The organism is Colwellia sp. MB02u-6, assembly GCF_014077095.1.
In the GTDB taxonomy this organism is placed as follows: Bacteria; Pseudomonadota; Gammaproteobacteria; order Enterobacterales; family Alteromonadaceae; genus Cognaticolwellia.
The window spans coordinates 16,992-34,134 of record NZ_JACGVG010000022.1 but is presented as its reverse complement, the minus strand read 5'-3'; the positions used below and the strand labels follow the sequence as shown (position 1 = coordinate 34,134).

General features: G+C 37.3%; 10 protein-coding genes. 5 read left to right on the top strand and 5 right to left on the bottom strand.

From position 1 onward, the window contains the following. The first annotated feature begins 578 nt into the window (after positions 1 to 578). Complete coding sequence (locus H4J46_RS01400) at positions 579 to 1,442, top strand: bifunctional 5,10-methylenetetrahydrofolate dehydrogenase/5,10-methenyltetrahydrofolate cyclohydrolase (RefSeq protein WP_182231801.1); 864 nt, start codon at positions 579 to 581, stop codon at positions 1,440 to 1,442. 198 nt (positions 1,443 to 1,640) lie between these two features. Here H4J46_RS01400 and H4J46_RS01395 read toward each other — a convergent pair whose 3' ends face one another. Next, complete coding sequence (locus tag H4J46_RS01395) at positions 1,641 to 2,129, bottom strand: GNAT family N-acetyltransferase (protein ID WP_182231800.1); 489 nt, start codon at positions 2,127 to 2,129, stop codon at positions 1,641 to 1,643. Between the two features lie 507 nt (positions 2,130 to 2,636). Here H4J46_RS01395 and H4J46_RS01390 point away from each other — a divergent pair. From H4J46_RS01390 to H4J46_RS01380, 3 genes are all read left to right on the top strand, one after another. After that, positions 2,637 to 3,986, top strand: coding sequence for a DEAD/DEAH box helicase (locus tag H4J46_RS01390; protein WP_182231799.1), 1,350 nt, complete (start codon positions 2,637 to 2,639; stop codon positions 3,984 to 3,986). Between the two features lie 338 nt (positions 3,987 to 4,324). Next, positions 4,325 to 6,766: a winged helix-turn-helix domain-containing protein gene (locus H4J46_RS17470; RefSeq protein ID WP_182231798.1), complete on the top strand. Its 2,442-nt coding sequence runs from the start codon at positions 4,325 to 4,327 to the stop codon at positions 6,764 to 6,766. Positions 6,767 to 6,794: 28 nt separating this feature from the next. Beyond that, positions 6,795 to 7,253, top strand: a complete 459-nt coding sequence (locus H4J46_RS01380; RefSeq protein WP_182231797.1) for a hypothetical protein — start codon at positions 6,795 to 6,797, stop codon at positions 7,251 to 7,253. An 83-nt stretch (positions 7,254 to 7,336) separates the two neighbouring features. Here the strand turns inward: H4J46_RS01380 and H4J46_RS01375 are convergent, their stop codons facing one another. From H4J46_RS01375 to H4J46_RS01365, 3 genes are all read right to left on the bottom strand, one after another. Beyond that, positions 7,337 to 8,179, bottom strand: a complete 843-nt coding sequence (locus tag H4J46_RS01375) for a 23S rRNA (adenine(2030)-N(6))-methyltransferase RlmJ (protein WP_182231796.1) — start codon at positions 8,177 to 8,179, stop codon at positions 7,337 to 7,339. Positions 8,180 to 8,278: 99 nt separating this feature from the next. After that, on the bottom strand, positions 8,279 to 9,871 hold the full coding sequence (locus tag H4J46_RS01370) for an ABC-F family ATPase (protein WP_182192136.1): 1,593 nt from the start codon (positions 9,869 to 9,871) through the stop codon (positions 8,279 to 8,281). 559 nt (positions 9,872 to 10,430) lie between these two features. Next, positions 10,431 to 12,797: a YgiQ family radical SAM protein gene (locus tag H4J46_RS01365; RefSeq protein ID WP_182231795.1), complete on the bottom strand. Its 2,367-nt coding sequence runs from the start codon at positions 12,795 to 12,797 to the stop codon at positions 10,431 to 10,433. Between the two features lie 570 nt (positions 12,798 to 13,367). Here H4J46_RS01365 and H4J46_RS01360 point away from each other — a divergent pair. Beyond that, entirely contained in the window at positions 13,368 to 15,863 is a 2,496-nt protein-coding gene (locus H4J46_RS01360; RefSeq protein ID WP_182231794.1) for a prolyl oligopeptidase family serine peptidase, read from the top strand. 227 nt (positions 15,864 to 16,090) lie between these two features. Here H4J46_RS01360 and H4J46_RS01355 read toward each other — a convergent pair whose 3' ends face one another. Further along, complete coding sequence (locus H4J46_RS01355; protein ID WP_182231793.1) at positions 16,091 to 16,933, bottom strand: ABC transporter substrate-binding protein; 843 nt, start codon at positions 16,931 to 16,933, stop codon at positions 16,091 to 16,093. Positions 16,934 to 17,143: the final 210 nt, after the last annotated feature.

The following is a 17,143-nucleotide window of genomic DNA, read 5'->3' as shown; positions in this document are numbered from 1 at the left end:
AGCGCCGATGGTAGTGTGGGAGTTCCCATGTGAGAGTAGGACATTGCTAGGCTTCTATTTAGAGAGACCCGTAGCTAACGCTACGGGTTTTTTGCTTTCTGGCATTTGATAAGTAAAGCTTGAGAATGGCGCAGCTACTTGGTACATGCAAGCAGTGAAACGTATGAGTGTTATTGGTAAGAGTGTGTGGGCATCGTTTTTTATGTGAGCCCCTTCTTGTGCATCCTTCACCCGCCCGTATTAGTGCATCTATGTACGTTAAAAACCCGTAGCTAGCGCTACGGGTTTTTTGCTTTTTATGATTTAAAGCTTAACTTACAGCAACTTGAAACGCCTTGTAGTGTTAATGTACTCAGCAAGCAAAACTTTGATAAGTATCATAGCATTAGTGTATTCTTGTACTTATACCAAGTTTATTAATTATCTGTACATTTTAATGGTTAAGGGGAAAAACTATAGCGCTATTAAATTTTATGCCTTATATTTATCCATTTTTTTCATTAAAAAGTAGACGAATTAATTAATAATATTGGTATTAATTACCAGGTGCTATTTTGGTTTAACCAGTGAGAATAATAATGAATATTGATGGAACGTTAGTAGCTAAAAAATTACGAGATAAATTAGCGGTAGAAATAACTGAGTTTAAATCATGTCATGGCATTCAGCCGAGTTTAACCGTACTGCTTGTTGGTGAAGATTCTGCCAGTCATATTTACGTAAAAAATAAAGTAAAAAAAACACAAGAAATTGGTATGATCTCCAATGAGATAAAATTACCTTTTAATACTTCTCAGGGATATTTATTAAGCCAGCTCGAAAAATTAAATAATGATAATAGCATTCATGGCATTCTAGTTCAGTTACCTTTACCAAAACACATAGATGAAAGTGCTATTATTTCAGCCATTAATCCTAATAAAGATGTTGATGGTTTTCATGCGATAAATTCTGGTCGATTATTTAATGGTGAATCAGAGGCTATAGTACCCTGCACGCCACAAGGTTGCGTGATGTTGGTAAAACAACACTTAGGTGATGATCTATCTGGTAAGCATGCTGTTGTTATTGGTCGATCTAATATTGTCGGTAAGCCTGTGGCTATGTTGTTACTACAAGAAAATTGTACGGTAACCATTGCGCACTCTCAAACAATAAATTTACCAGAAGTATGTCAGCAAGCTGATATTTTAGTTGTCGCTGTTGGTATAGCTAAATTTGTTAAAGCTGCTTGGGTTAAAGAAGGGGCTACTATTATTGATGTAGGCATCAATAGAATTTTAACTGATGAAGGCAAAAAAAAACTGGTTGGCGATGTAGATTATGATGCGGTTATAGCTAAATGTGGTGCTATTACGCCTGTTCCGGGTGGCGTAGGGCCAATGACAATTGCTTGTTTATTAAAAAACACGCTAACAGCTGCTAAAAATAGTCTGCGCTAGCGCTTACTTTTGGTAGTCATTAGGGGGGGTAAAATCAAGTTAATATTTTATTAAAAATTTTAGCCATCTTAAAACTGTACTGATTTTCAAGGAAGCTGGTTTTAGGTAGCTAAGAGAGCAAGTAAAATAGCTTGAATTGTAAAAATAGCTCTCTATATAAGGTTATTGGCATAGAATAGCAATTGACTGTCGCTCGGTTTAATCACTGACACTGCAACGAAAGCAGTGTAAGTTTTTCTGTTTCTCTCGATAACGCATCAATCGTTGTTTAAACTCTATCGGTAGCTGAGCTATGTCGTCACGGGTGTTATAACAAATAAAGTGATTTGATAAATAAAATGCTTGTAATCCCTGATCAGCAAAGCAGACAATGTTCTTATATCTTGCTTTTTTTCGCTCATTTTTATCAGAAATAATGGCATGTAGCATTAAACTTGCGATATTTTTACCACGTTGAGCTGTGTCGGTAACTAAGCCGTGTAGTAGCCAAAAATCCTCCGGGTTTTGACCGGCTGATATGATTACACTTGCTATAATGCACTGATCAATTTTGACAATATAACATTGATCATGTCCGATAAAACTTGCTGCATATTGCTGATTTTTATAAAAGCGCAATATATCTTTTTTATCTGTCTTTACTGCTTTTATAACTGTGTATGGCGAGACGGGAGCATCTGGATTCATTTATTTACTTCTATTCAACAGTGTTAACTTAATTAATATTACTGAGCTATTCCACACTAGGCCTCTACGGATCTTCTACCTTATTTAACTTTACTAACAAGCTGAGTCATTAAGCTACAAAACTTCATCGTTTTGTTAAGCGACTTACGGTTGAGCAAGCTGTAATTATTTTAAGTATCAATTAAGTCTAATCGTTTTGTTAAAGAACCGATATATGTACCTGCATATACTGTTGCTTTAGCTAAGGTAAAGGGAAAGTTTTTTTGAACTTATGTGTTTATTTAATCTTTGGTATTGAATTAGTACAAATGAGCGATTAATAGGTGAATTTAAATCAACTAATCTAGCAATCATCAGCTAGATTAGAAGTATTTCTTTTTAAACCAAAATAGTTTGGCTAAACATCGGCAATTACAGGTTATAATGCGCTATTATATTTTTGGTTTTATGTGTCTGTAACAATTATATTGTCCAACAGATATAAGTTAAATAACGTGGAGAGTAAGCTTGCAGTTTAGTGATTTTGGATTGGATAGTAAAATAATGTCAACTGTGGAACATTTAGGTTTTAGTGAGCCTAGTGAAATTCAGCAGCAGGCAATTCCTGCCGCTATGGCAGGTCATGACTTGATTGCTTCATCTAAGACCGGCTCAGGTAAAACGTTAGCCTTTATTATTCCTGCGATGCAGCGCTTGTCGAAAAATAGAGCGTTAAGTAAGCGAGATCCACGTGTGCTTATTTTAACGCCTACTCGCGAATTAGCCAAGCAAGTCTTCACTCAACTAAGAATGTTTACATCTGGCTCCGCATTTAAAGCTGTGCTTATTCTTGGCGGTGAAAACTTTAACGACCAAGTTAAAGTTTTAGAAAAAGAACCTCATTTTATTGTTGCAACACCAGGACGTTTAGCCGACCACCTTTCGCAAGGGCATTTTCACTTAAGTGGTTTAGAATTACTCATCCTGGATGAAGCCGATCGCATGTTAGACTTAGGCTTTGCCGATCAGTTATCACAAATCAACAAAGCTGCCGATCATCGTAAACGCCAAACGCTGCTGTTTTCTGCGACTTTAGATCATGCACAAGTTAATGACTTTGCTTTAGCATTATTGAAAAAGCCAAAGCGTGTTGCTATCGGCAGTGGCTATACCGAACATAAAGACATTACTAAGCGTTTTTATCTTTGTGATAACTTAAGCCATAAAGAAAAGCTACTGGCGCACTTTATTGCTACTGAAGATCACCAGCAAATAATTATATTTACTGCGACCCGTGCCGATACCGACCGGTTATCGACATTATTAATTGAGCAAGGCTTAAGTGCTGTCGCGTTAAGTGGTGAGCTAAACCAAGGTCAACGTAATCAAATAATGGACGGTTTCAGTAAAGGGCAGCAAAAAATACTGATCACGACTGATTTAGCATCTCGCGGATTAGATTTAATTAATGTCTCGCACGTTATTAATTTTGATATGCCAAAGCATACCGAAGAATTTGTTCATCGCATTGGTCGCACTGGCCGCGCAGGTAGTACAGGTGACTCTATTTCATTTGTTGGACCTAAAGACTGGATAAGCTTTAAAAATGTAGAAGGATTTTTGCAACAAAAGCTGACTTTTGATACTGTTGATGGCTTAAAAGCTAAGTTCAAAGGTATTAAACCGAAGAAAGCGAAAATCGATAGCAAAGCAAAAGATAGCAATAAGTCAGTTGTGGTAGCTAAGAAACCGAAATCAAAGAAAACGGTTAAGGATACCTTTTTAGCGGAAGACGCTGGTGATTTACCGGTATTAAAACGTAAGCAAGTAGTTACCCCTCAAGATATTGATAATTCCGCTATAGATGAAGTGGATTGATCTTGATCGGTTATCTTAACCATTAAGCTTTTATAAACCCGTTATGCCTCAATATTAAAAAGGTCTAGCGGGTTTTTTATTTCTATAGTGCTTAATTTTGAATTCACTTATGTATTTATTATTGGCCATGTATTGTAATAATTAAAGATTTTTTTTGAAAAAATATCTGTTAATAACCACAGAAAAACCTTAACTTAATCAGCTCTGAGGTGGCTTTATTATAGCGACTACTCGCTATTTTTTCTAATATCAACAATACTTATATTTTGATTAAACCCTAATATTTACAGAGAGTGCCTAAAAGCATGTAGTGCTCTTTTTTGTGAGGCTAGCATCACGTGTCAGCGAGCAATGAACCAGAAGTTACAGTTTCATTAGACAAGGTTAAGGAGCACTTTGTTGTAGATGCAGAGCTACATCAGGGCTTTCAATTAGGTAGTCTAGTGATTGAACCTGATTTAGGCATTGTTATTCGAAATGGTCAACGATACCACTTAGCACCTAAAGCGATGGAGGTTCTACTTTATTTATCATCGACTAATGGTGAGGTTGTTTCGCGAGAGCAAATTTTGGCTTTTGCCTGGGGTGATAATCACGCGGCAAAAACCCATGTTACCCACGTCATCAGTGAAATTAGACATGTACTTGATGATCACAAAGAATGTCCGACATATATCCAAACTATTCCTCGCAAAGGTTATCGTATGCTTTTACCCACAGCGGTAAAGTCAGTGAATAGCATTTGGCCGTTCCCCGCTGATCAGGTGCACCAAATTAGTGGTTCAGAAAAAAAATGGCAATTGTCATTTTCATTATTAAAAAGTAGCCGTTTAATTAACGCTAGTGTCGCATATTTAGTGGTATCTTGGGTTTTATTACAAGTATTCTCAATTATTTTACCTATTTTTGATGTGCCAAATTGGGGTGGGAAGGTGGGGGCTTTATTTTTAGTTATTGGCTTTCCTCTTGTTATTAGTTTTCAGTGGTATAAAGAATTTAAAATAAAAAAAAAGTTTGCTCATAAAACAAATAAAAACCACCGATTTATTTATCAACAACTATCTGTTGATAGTTTTTTTATATTAATAATATTGTTGATTATATATTACGTATCTACTCATCTTATTGAGAAAATAGAAAGAGAAAGTAATTTACAGCCATTTAATGTCATTGTTGATTACAAAGCGCCCATTGCTAATGTGATTGAAAATGCCGTTGCTGTCTTGCCTTTTCATGCAACCGGTGTAGACAATAATCCTCAATACTTCGTTTCAGGTTTGCAAGAAGAACTGGTCAATCTATTAACATTAAAAGCTGTAGCTGTATTTAAGGTTTCTTCAATAAGGGCTGTAAATGCATTAGAACCTAAAGCAAGCATTGAAGAAATTAAAAATATTTTAGGCGTTAAATATATCGTAGAAGGGCGTTCTAAAGTTGTCAACAGTGTATTAATTATTAACACTATCATGACAGATGTTGTGACTGGCTTTCAGGTTTGGTCTGATGTATCTGAGGGCTCTATAGAGGAGCTGGTTATACTCTATAGTGACTTGTCTCGTAAAATTACTAATGCATTGCGTTTGCTCATCGTTGGCGATAACGCAGTCAACACCATCAATGCCATGCCAACAGAGAATTTTGCAGCCTATGATGCTTATTTACAAGGTAAGGTAAAGTACAGAAATTCAAAAAATATCAATATGTTAGTCGCAGCAGAAAAACTTTTTATTATTGCTTTGCAATTGGACCCTGATTTTATTCAAGCTTCGTCAGCCTTATGTCAAACCTACTTGGATAAATATTTACTGAGCAATGATACAAAGGAATACGAAAAAGGTTTAAATGTTTGTCAATTAATTGCCAGTAATCGGATAGTATCGTTTGAATCAGAACTAGCACTTGGTAGACTTTATCGTGTCAATGGCCAATATGAAAAAGCTGAAACACACTTAAATAAAGCAAAACTAATTAAACCAGAGTCCAGTGAAGTTTTTATTTCATTAGCTGATTTATACGCAAAATTAGAGCAAAGTGATAAGGCTGAAATTTTATATCAACAAGCGATTAATCTTGAGCTAGGTAATTGGAACCATTACTATGATTACGGTTTGTTTTTGTTTAATTCGGGCCGTTATGAACAAGCGATAAGCCAGTTTAACAAGGTAATTTTAATTAATAAAAATAAGGCTATGGCCTATAATGCTTTAGGTGCAGTTTATTACTTGTTATTAGATTTTGAACAAGCCAATATCGCTTGGTCTAAATCACTGGCAATTGAACCAACCTCGTTAACCTTTTCAAATTTAGGTACAGTACTTTTTTTTATGCAACGTTATGAAAATGCAGCCGAAATGTACTTGCAAAGTGCTGAGCTATCACCATTAAATCCCACCGTGTGGGGGAATTTAGGTGATGCATTTAAATATACGAAAAACCAAAAAAATAGCGCTAAGTCGGCTTATGAGAAGGGACTTAAACTAGCTCAAAAAAATGCCATTATTAATGATAAAGACTCTAGTCTGCAAGCTCAAATTTCTCGTTATTATTCTGAATTAACCCAATGCACCCAAGCGAAAGATCATCAAGACATAGCACTTAAAAATAATGTGCAAGATCCCTATATTTATTATGATTTATCCATAGTTGCTATTAACTGCTTTGATGTTAACGACATGAAGCCATTTATTAAAAAAGCTATTTTTTTCGGCTATCCCCGACAGCTTTTATTGGCAGATCCTCAGTTTTACGACTATAAACATTGGTTAAAAGAAATTGTTTGAAACCATTAACCTGAATAAGGAAAATTCAATGAATAGCCAAAAAATCAACTTACTGAAAAACATGACCAGCGGTTTAATACTATTAATAGCGACAACCTCCTTGGCAGCTTTTGCTGCTAGCAACAGCGCTAAAGATAAAGAGTTGCTCATTCATGTTGACCCCTCAACACATTGCGCAATTAAGGTAGCTCCCTCAGTCAATGAAAGTAACTGTACATTGTTATACTCAGAGAGTAAAAACCCTTGTAAGAATGATCCCGAATGTGTTTGTTCAAAAAAGGAAAAAAATATTACTTGGCAAACAACTAGTGGTGATGCATTTGATATTCGTTTTACCGAGGGTTCGCCTTTCAAAAGATGTGAATATAGTGCAGAACGCGATGGTGAAGTGCGTTGTAAAATTAAAAATTCAGGTGACTATTACTACGAAGTAAATGTCGAAGGCTGTGCAACTAACCCTTATGATCCTCGCATTGTGGTGCAATGATTTTTTGTACTGTATGACCTGAGATTTGGCAATATATTTGTTGGATGCTGACATATACTTAGCCAAAGCTCAGGTTATTTTAATTATTCGCTAATTAATTGCTTAACACTATACTGACTTTCAGCATTACCAAGCTTTGTTTTTAAATAGGGTAGTACTTCATCTAACTGGCTAGCTAATTGCCATGGTGGATTAACAATAAATAAGCCTGTGCCGGTCATTCCATATTCTTCAGTATCTGCATGTTGACAATATTCTACTTGCATTAAGTTACGAACTTCACTCTTGGTAAAAGCATTCTGCATTTGTTCAACAAGTTCACGTTTAACGACTGGATACCATAAAATGTAAGTGCCGGTAGCAAATTTTTTATAAGCATTAACAACCGTACGAACGGCTTTTAAGTAGTCTTCTTTTAACTCATAAGGTGGGTCAATTAAGACTACACCACGACGGTTTGGCGGCGGCACTAAACCTAACACACCTTGGTAACCGTCAGATTGCTTAACATGAGACTTATTCCACCGTTGGCTATATACTTTTAAGTGTTCAATATCAGTCGGGTGTAACTCAAATAAATGTGCGCTATCTTGTCGACGAGTAAACTGGCGAGCAATACCTGGAGAGCCAGGGTAAAGTGTAAGTTCTCCAGTTTCCTGATTTAAATTTTTTACTAAATCAACATAGGGCTGCAGAGCTTCGGGTAAGTCATCATTTTCAATTAATTTAGCAATACCTTCTTTATATTCACCAGTTTTTTGAGCGTATTCGTCGCTCAGCTGATACATGCCAGCGCCCGAATGACTATCGATATAATAAAAGCCCTTATCTTTGCGGGTCATATATTCTAGTATTAAGGTTAATACCGAATGTTTTAAAACATCTGCAAAATTTCCGGCATGAAAAGCGTGGCGATAACTGAGCACAATGGCTCCTTAAAATAGCGTAATAACAATTAAAATAATAAAGCTATCAAAATTAACTCATGATAGCTTTATTACAGTGCGTTTACCGAGATGACTAATTTATACTTGTGACGCTAAATATTCGTCGTAGCCACCAGCAAAATCAGTGTAACCACCGGTTGTTAATTCGATAATACGAGTCGCTAAGCTTGAGACAAATTCGCGGTCATGACTAACGAACAAAATAGTGCCTTCATATTGCTCCATTGCCATGTTTAATGACTCGATAGATTCCATATCCATATGGTTTGTTGGTTCATCCATAATGAGAATGTTTGGACGTTGCATCATGATTTTACCAAACAACATACGACCTTGTTCGCCACCTGAAAGTACTTTTACTGATTTGTTAATGTCATCAGCAGAGAATAATAAACGTCCTAAATAACTCCTAACGGCTTGTTCGTCGTCGCTAGGTTGACGCCATTGGCTCATCCATTCAAATAAAGTCATATCATTTTCAAATTCATAACTATGGTCTTGCGCGTAGTAACCAATGTTAACGTTTTCTGACCAAGTATATAAACCTGATGTCGGCTGATATTCAGCCTCACCCATTAGAGTGCGTAAGAATGTGGTTTTACCAACACCATTTTGTCCAATAATGGCGACACGCTCACCAACTTCAATCATCATATTAAGGTTGCTTAAGACCTTATTATCACCAAAGTTTTTGCTCATACTCTCAAGCACTAGGGCATTACGGAATAATTTTTTGTCTTGTTCAAAGCGAATAAACGGGTTAACACGACTTGATGCTTTTACATCGGCCAATTGAATTTTATCAATTTTCTTAGCACGAGATGTTGCTTGTTTTGCTTTTGAAGCATTGGCAGAGAAACGGGCCACGAAAGCTTGTAGTTCACCAATTTGTGCTTTTTTCTTGGCGTTGTCAGACATTAATTGCGCTCTAGCTTGCGTAGACGCCAACATATATTCGTCATAGTTACCCGGAAATAACCGTAATTCACCATAATCTAAATCAGCCATGTGGGTGCAAACACTATTTAAAAAGTGACGATCATGCGAGATGATGATCATGGTTGAATCACGTGCGTTCAACGTCTCTTCTAACCATTGAATGGTGTGAATGTCCAAGTTGTTGGTTGGCTCATCAAGTAATAAAATATCAGGATTAGAAAATAAGGCTTGTGCTAATAGCACACGTAACTTCCAACCTGGGGCAACGTCACTCATTAAACCATAATGTTGATCAACAGGAATACCGACCCCCATTAATAATTCGCCAGCACGACTTTCTGCGCTATAACCATCCATTTCAGCGTATTCAGCTTCTAAATCACCGGCACGCATACCATCTGCTTCACTCATTTCAGGTAAAGCGTAAATCTCATCACGCTGTTCTTTTATTGCCCACAATTTGGTATGACCCATAATAACGGTGTCAACGACAGACGTTGCTTCGAAACCGAACTGGTCTTGACGAAGTTTACCTATGCGCTCATTTGGATCTAAATTAACATTACCCGAGGTTTGTTCTAAATCACCACCTAAAATTTTAATAAAGGTTGATTTACCGCAGCCATTGGCACCGATTAAACCATAGCGATTTCCGCCTCCAAATTTTTGTGAAATGTTTTCAAATAACGGCTTAGCACCGAATTGTTGGGTAATATTGTTTGCAGCTAACATATAAGTTCCGTAGCGATTGTGTAATGAGTGTAAGTTGAACTTTAATTTAAGTTTAACCTTAAATAATGCGCGAGATTATACAGGTGTTTAAGGATTAGCGAAAGTGAAGCACTTGCTTAACTTTATGAAAATCATTAAAAATAAGGGTAAGTAACTGTAATACAGATAGAAAGGGCGTTAAGGGGATAAAGTAGCAATATAGTCGCTCCGCAGGATAGTTATTATAAACTTTTAGCTACTGCCTGAGTGTTCACGGTTCAATGTTTTAATAGTGTTCATATTATTATTGCTGATGTTGTTAATGCGTAAAAGCTTATTAGGCCACCCATGATAATTAGTGTTCAAAATGACGTTTAGACAGTCGATTCAAGCGATTATTTATAAATTTTTCGATGTCCACTGCTGAACCTGTCATTTCGATTAATAGTAGTTTTTATGGAGGGCTTGAATAATTTTTTAGATTTTTATTTAATATTAAAAAATCAATTAATGTGGAGCAGTAACAAAAAAGCCTAGCGGTAACGCTAGGCTTTTTAATTTTTATCAACAGGTCAAAGCTTTAACGCGGATTATTACTACGTTTTTTCTTTACTGGATCTGTAGGTTTTCTGTCATTAAACTGATTTTCAGAAAAACGCGTTAAGCCTTGTTTGGCCTTATCGCCCGGTTTAGCTTTCTTAGCGGTTATGGGTTTTTTACCGTAACGCTTTTCTTGTCCGGGTGAGGTTTTATTCCCTTGGGCATTATTTTTACCTTTGCCGTTGTTTTTAAAATGCACTTGCTGGCTTTCATTTCTGCTTTCATTAGGCACTAAACAACCGGGTTTACTTCCAATCAGTTTTCTTGCTAGACCCATTTTGGTTAAGGCGTCACGAATAATGCCCCAGTTTGCAGGATCATGATAACGCAATATGGCTTTATGCAAACGACGCTGAATAGTGCCTTTTGGCACAGATACGGTCGCGCTGTCTTTTTTAACATTACGCAATGAATCAATTTCAGTATGATAAAGCGTAGTCGCATTTGCTAACGGTGACGGATAAAAGTTTTGTACTTGATCAAGTTTAAAGTCGTTTTCTTTTAGCCATAGCGCAAGGTTGACCATATCTAAATCGGTAGTGCCCGGATGTGCTGAGATAAAGTAGGGGATTAAATACTGCTTTTTACCCGCAAGTTTAGAGTAATGGTCAAACATTTCTTTAAACTTGTTATAACTGCCCATACCAGGCTTCATCATTTTATTTAATGGCCCTTCTTCAGTATGTTCAGGAGCAATTTTTAAATAACCACCCACATGGTGCGTCGCCAGTTCTTTAACGTATTCAGGGTCTTGAATAGCTAAATCGTACCTTACACCTGATGCGATAAGTATTTTTTTGATACCTTTAACTTTTCGTGCTCTACGGTATAAATTAATTGTCGGGGTATGGTCGGTATCTAAGTGGCCGCAAATAGTTGGCCAAACACATGATGGCTTGCGACAGGTGGCTTCTGCTTTTTCACTTTTACAGTTTAATTTATACATGTTAGCGGTTGGTCCGCCAAGATCAGAAATAACGCCGGTAAAACCAGGCACTTTCAATTTAATATCTTCAATTTCGGCAATAATAGAGTCTTCAGAACGACTTTGAATAATACGGCCTTCATGCTCGGTAATTGAGCAGAAGGTACAACCGCCAAAACAACCACGCATAATATTGATTGACGTTTTTATCATGTCGTAAGCAGGAATTTTAGCATCACCATAAATAGGATGAGGCACACGTTGATACGGTAAACCAAAAACGCCATCCATTTCTGCTTCAGATAACGGCTTAGCAGGCGGGTTTAACCAAATAAGTCGGCTACCATGCTTTTGCACTAAAGGTTTAGCGGATGTTGGGTTAACTTCTTGATGAAAAATACGTGATGCATGCGCATAAAGCGTTTTGTTGTCTCTGACTTGCTCAAAGGTTGGTAAGTTAATGTATGTAGTTTCCCACGGTTTTTTCTTATCTTCCCATGATTTATTCTTATGTGCAGTGGCTCTAAATTCACTTAATTGTATCGGTTGTGCGGTTTTAGTTACATCTTTTTCAGCGGCGTTTTTTACCATGTCTTCAGCGGCAGCAGCTGCTGCATCGGCTGATGTCGTGGCGCAATCAGGCGAGGTCATATCTTGATACGGGCTATAGATAGGGTCTATTTTCCCCGGTTTATCAATACTTCGAGAGTCTATGCCTTTCCAGCCGGGTAATACTTGGTTTGCTAAAAATGCGCTACCACGTACATTGGTAATGTTTTTAACATCATCACCATTGGCAATACGATGGGCAATCTCTATGAGTGGACGCTCAGCATTACCGTAAATTAACAGATCAGCTTTGGAATCGAATAGTACCGATTGACGCACTTTATCGGACCAATAATCATAATGAGCGACTCGGCGTAAACTCGCTTCTATACCCCCAATAATAATAGGTACGCCCTTATAGGCTTCTTTACATTTCTGAGTATAAGCGGTTACAGCGCGATCGGGACGTTTGCCACCTTCATCATTCGGGGTATAAGCATCGTCATGGCGCATACGTCTTTCTGCCGTATAGCGGTTAATCATTGAATCCATATTGCCGGCCGTGACACCAAAAAATAAATTAGGTTTACCCAGTTGCATAAAGGCGTCTTTTGAGTGCCAATCAGGTTGAGCAATAATGCCAACACGAAAGCCTTGTGACTCTAACATACGGCCAATAACGGCCATACCAAAACTTGGATGGTCAACATAAGCGTCGCCAGTCACTAAAATAATATCGCAACTATCCCAGCCTAACACCTCCATTTCTTGACGAGACATCGGCAAAAATGGTGCGGTTCCATAGCATTCTGCCCAATACTTAGGGTAATCGAATAGTTTTGGAGTTGTTTTCTGGAGTGACGCTAAGTTCATACATTACCTAAATTAATTTTTTACAATAGAGACAAGCGTGATATTACACACTCCCAAAGCCTAACAATGATCTATTAACCGACAAAGCAAATACCTTGATGATAAATGTCATATTTACCACATTCACACAGCGCACGATTGCAGAAATAAAAGTCACATTAACAAAGCGCGCGATTATAGCAGAGAAAAATACAAGGCGCGCGATTAAAAAATATAAGCCCAAATTTCCTTAGGACAATTGAAAGGATTAATCAGCCCGTGGAGGACAATATAACGCGATTCATTAGTTAAAAATCACTTAATAAAAGTTGCTCTTGGCTTTTTCTGCCGAGTTGTTCTACCTGATAGAGGCTTTCATCGTATAAAATTTGTTATTGGTCGTGTTACAAAGCAGAGGCATTGAAAATTAAGCTTTTTTTTAGTATAACTAAATTCAGGATTCTAATGATTAGCAAGGTTAGTCATTTCAGTGCCATTGAACTTTGTGCCAATGTTGAGATAAATAGCCCTTATAAGTAAGCCAATATAAGCTACCTAATATAAGCACCCCCATATAAGTATAAATAAATTATGAAAATACAATTAATTGCCGCTGCTATTAGTTTTTCTTTAGTCGCCTGTGTATCGACAGAGCAAAAACAGGTTGCACTAGACAGTCAAACTCTTACCACTAGTGACGTTATCGAGACTGACGTTATGGCCCGTGAAGTGCTAGCAAAACCATCTGTAGGCATAACAAGTGTAACAAAGATTACCTTGGAAAAAATCATGGCAAATCCTGATTGGTTTGCTCGCTCTCCTGAGTCTTGGTATTGGGGTGACGACAGCCAAACTGTGTTTTACAAGCAAAAGCGTCAAGGCAACCCATTACGTGATTTAATACAAAAAAACTTAAGTACGGAAGGTAATGGTGAGTTAGTTAAGTTAGCGCAAATGCATGTGGTTGCTGATACTAATGCGGTATTAAATAAGACCCGTACGCATGAGGTATACACCTTTGAAGGCAATGTTTTTGTTAAAGCATTGGCCACTCACACTGTGCAGCAGTTAACCTACACGTCGGCAGTTGAATCATCGGCAATGTTTTTAACTAATGGTAATATTGCTTATCGTGTTGATAATATCTTTTACGCTCATGATATGACCAGTCAAAAAATTATTGAGTTAGCCAACTTAAAAATGACTGACACTGAAGAGCCTGTTCCCGATACACCAAGCTATATCGCTGCTGAGCAACATGAACTGATTGAATATGTTGCGCTACAGCAGCGCAATAAAGGCTTACGTGCGGAGCAGAAACGTCAGTTAAGGGTAAAAAATAACACAGTAACCCAAACAAATTTTTATCTCGGTAAAGGCAATGAAGTTGTGCATGCAAGTCTTTCTCCAGCCGGCGATAAATTAGTGGTCAGTGTGGCAACTGATCAGTCACCAGGTACAGACAGTGATATTATGCCTAACTATATTGCTAACAACGGCGATATTAAGGCGAAAAAGGTGCGATCACGCGTTGCTGATAACCGCCAATATGCTGAACAGCTTTATATTTTAGATTTAAGCCAAGGCACAAAAGCCTTGTTGAGTTATGACAGCTTACCGGGTTTTGACGAAGACGTGCTAGCCAGTGTGCGTAAAGAAAACTATGCCCGTAAAGGTAAAAAATATAAATCAGAAAAATCAGCTCGTAATATTCATGTTATGCAAGCGTTGGAGCCGATTCAATGGCAAGAAAATGGTCAGCAAGTCGCTATTATGCTTGAAGCTTGGGATAACAAAGACCGATGGATCACAACGGTTGATTTTGACCGTAAAGCCTTAGTTTCTCAACACCGTTTACATGATGATGCTTGGATAAATTACACTTTTAACGAACAGGGTTGGTTAAATAACGCCCAAAGTTTATATTATCTTTCAGAAGAAAGTGGTTATTCACACTTATACCTTAAGCCGATAAATGGCAAAGCAAGAGCCTTAACGGCAGGTAATTTTGAAGTTAACGACTTAACAGTATCTGCTGATGAACAAAATATTTATTTTAAAGCCAATAAAAAACACCCAGGTATTTATGAAATTTACAAAGTGAATATTGCGTCAGGTAAAGTCACTGGGTTAACCGATTTGGGTGGTATGAATAATTATAAATTAAGCCCTGATGAAGCTAAACTTTTAATTGAGCATTCAGAAATTACCTTACCACCAGAGCTTTATGTTAAAGATTTGACTAACAACACTAAGGCAATGCGATTAACCCATACCGTTTCAGCAGCGTTTCTGGCGATGCCTTGGGCAGCGCCTAATGTAGTCGCTATCGAGTCATCACATCAAGCACAACCGATATACTCAAAAGTATACTTACCTAAAGGTTACGATAAAACCAGTGCTAAAAATAAAGCGGTAATGTTTACCCATGGCGCGGGCTATTTGCAAAATTCTCATTTCGGTTGGTCGGGTTACTTTCGTGAATACATGTTCCACAGCATGTTAGTACAACAAGGTTATGTGGTTATCGATATGGATTACCGTGCATCAAAAGGCTATGGCCGTGATTGGCGTACAGCAATATACCGCCATATGGGTAAGCCCGAAGTGCAAGATATGCGTGATGGCGTAAATTGGTTAGTGGAAAATGCCAATGTTGACGCTAACCGTGTAGGTACTTATGGTGGCTCTTACGGTGGCTTTTTAACCTTGATGTCAATGTTCACCGACCCTGAGTTATTTCAATCAGGTTCAGCGCTACGTTTAGTGTCAGATTGGGCTTATTACAATCATGGTTACACGTCTAATATCTTAAATCTGCCGGGTGATGACCCTATTGCTTATGAACGTAGCTCACCAATTTATTTCGCCGAAGGCTTAGAAAAACCGCTGCTAATTAATGCACCTATGGTTGATGATAATGTGTTTTTTCAGGATACTGTGCGTTTAGTTCAGCGCTTAATTGAGTTAGAAAAACAAGACTTTGAAACCGCTATTTATCCGGTAGAGCCCCATGGTTTTGTTCAACCTAGCTCTTGGTTGAATGAATATCGGAGAATTTATAAGTTGTTCGAAACCACCTTATAAAATTCTTAATGATAAACAATAATAAAGGCCTCATTTGAGGCCTTTATTATTTTCAGGATATCGGCAATAGCACGCTCACATAGTCTTTCCTAGCCACCTTGGTAATTGCTCCTGCATTAGCCAGGAGACTTACATCGCTTATAAATACGGTTCTACAACATTAACGAAGTTATTCATGTCAGCTGAAATAGTGCCAATATTTGCTTAATAATTTAATCGAAACTAACTTATAACTCAGGGCTGGTGAGTTTGTTACGCCATTTTTCCCAGATAGCATCATAACTGCCATCTTGGTAAAGGCTTTGTAATTTATTTGATAAATTTTTGATGATGTTATCGTCAGTTCTTTTACTGCAGGCGAAGAAAAAATTTAGTGGTAAATCTTTGATTTCATAGACCCGTTGCAGCTCATTTATATTGGCTCCCGCTAATTCGGTACGAAATTTTATTGTCGTATTATCGATGAGGATCAAATCTATTTCTGGTCGAGTAATCAACAAACTAACCAATGATTTTGTGTGTTCTAAAACATAGAGGTTCTCGCCTTCGTTAAAGCCACGCTCTATTAATCCGATATGAGTGAAATCATTTCGACTAACGGCAATAATGTATTTCTTTGCATCGTTTAGGTTGGATATTTTAATATGACGATCTTTACGTGCCCACATTGCTGTGTTGTTTACGTTGGATATTGGCCCAACCCACTTAAACATATTTTCTCGTGATTTTAATCGAACAACGGAGAATATGCAGTGATTAGCTTTTACTTGGGCTAAATTATAAGAGCGAAGCCAAGAATAATTTTTCATTGAATAGGCATATTGACTTCGTGCCATCGTCTCTTTAATTATATCTACTGCAAAGCCGGACAGTGGTTTATTTTTAGTCACTATTTGGTATGGAGGTAAATGTTCGGTAACTATATGTATAAAAGGACTTTTGTTAGCACTGATAGGTAAAGAAACCCATAATAATGTTAAAGCAATATATGATATTTTTTTTATATATAGACTTGCGTTACTCTGTTTATGACGAGTAATAACATTGTGGTTATTTTGAGTTTTTTGCAATTGATATCCTTTATTAAACCAAAGCCTATTTATGAATCTCATCTTCTGTAATCATAAACAAGTGACATTAAAAAGCCACAGATTTAAAGTAATTGCTGCATAAGGTAATTTTTATTAAGCTAATATGATATGGCCTTCATAAGCTCATGGTACTTTTTTGATGCATTATTAATTCGCCTATGATGATATAATATGCGTCATATTTTGAGT

What these genes read in the sequence shown, in the direction of transcription:
- H4J46_RS01380 (WP_182231797.1), top strand. Translation starts at nt 6,795, where the DNA reads ATGAATAGCCAAAAAATCAACTTACTGAAAAACATGACCAGCGGTTTA.
- H4J46_RS01400 (WP_182231801.1), top strand. Translation starts at nt 579, where the DNA reads ATGAATATTGATGGAACGTTAGTAGCTAAAAAATTACGAGATAAATTA.
- H4J46_RS01360 (WP_182231794.1), top strand. Translation starts at nt 13,368, where the DNA reads ATGAAAATACAATTAATTGCCGCTGCTATTAGTTTTTCTTTAGTCGCC.
- H4J46_RS01395 (WP_182231800.1), bottom strand. Translation starts at nt 2,129, where the DNA reads ATGAATCCAGATGCTCCCGTCTCGCCATACACAGTTATAAAAGCAGTA.
- H4J46_RS01370 (WP_182192136.1), bottom strand. Translation starts at nt 9,871, where the DNA reads ATGTTAGCTGCAAACAATATTACCCAACAATTCGGTGCTAAGCCGTTA.
- H4J46_RS01365 (WP_182231795.1), bottom strand. Translation starts at nt 12,797, where the DNA reads ATGAACTTAGCGTCACTCCAGAAAACAACTCCAAAACTATTCGATTAC.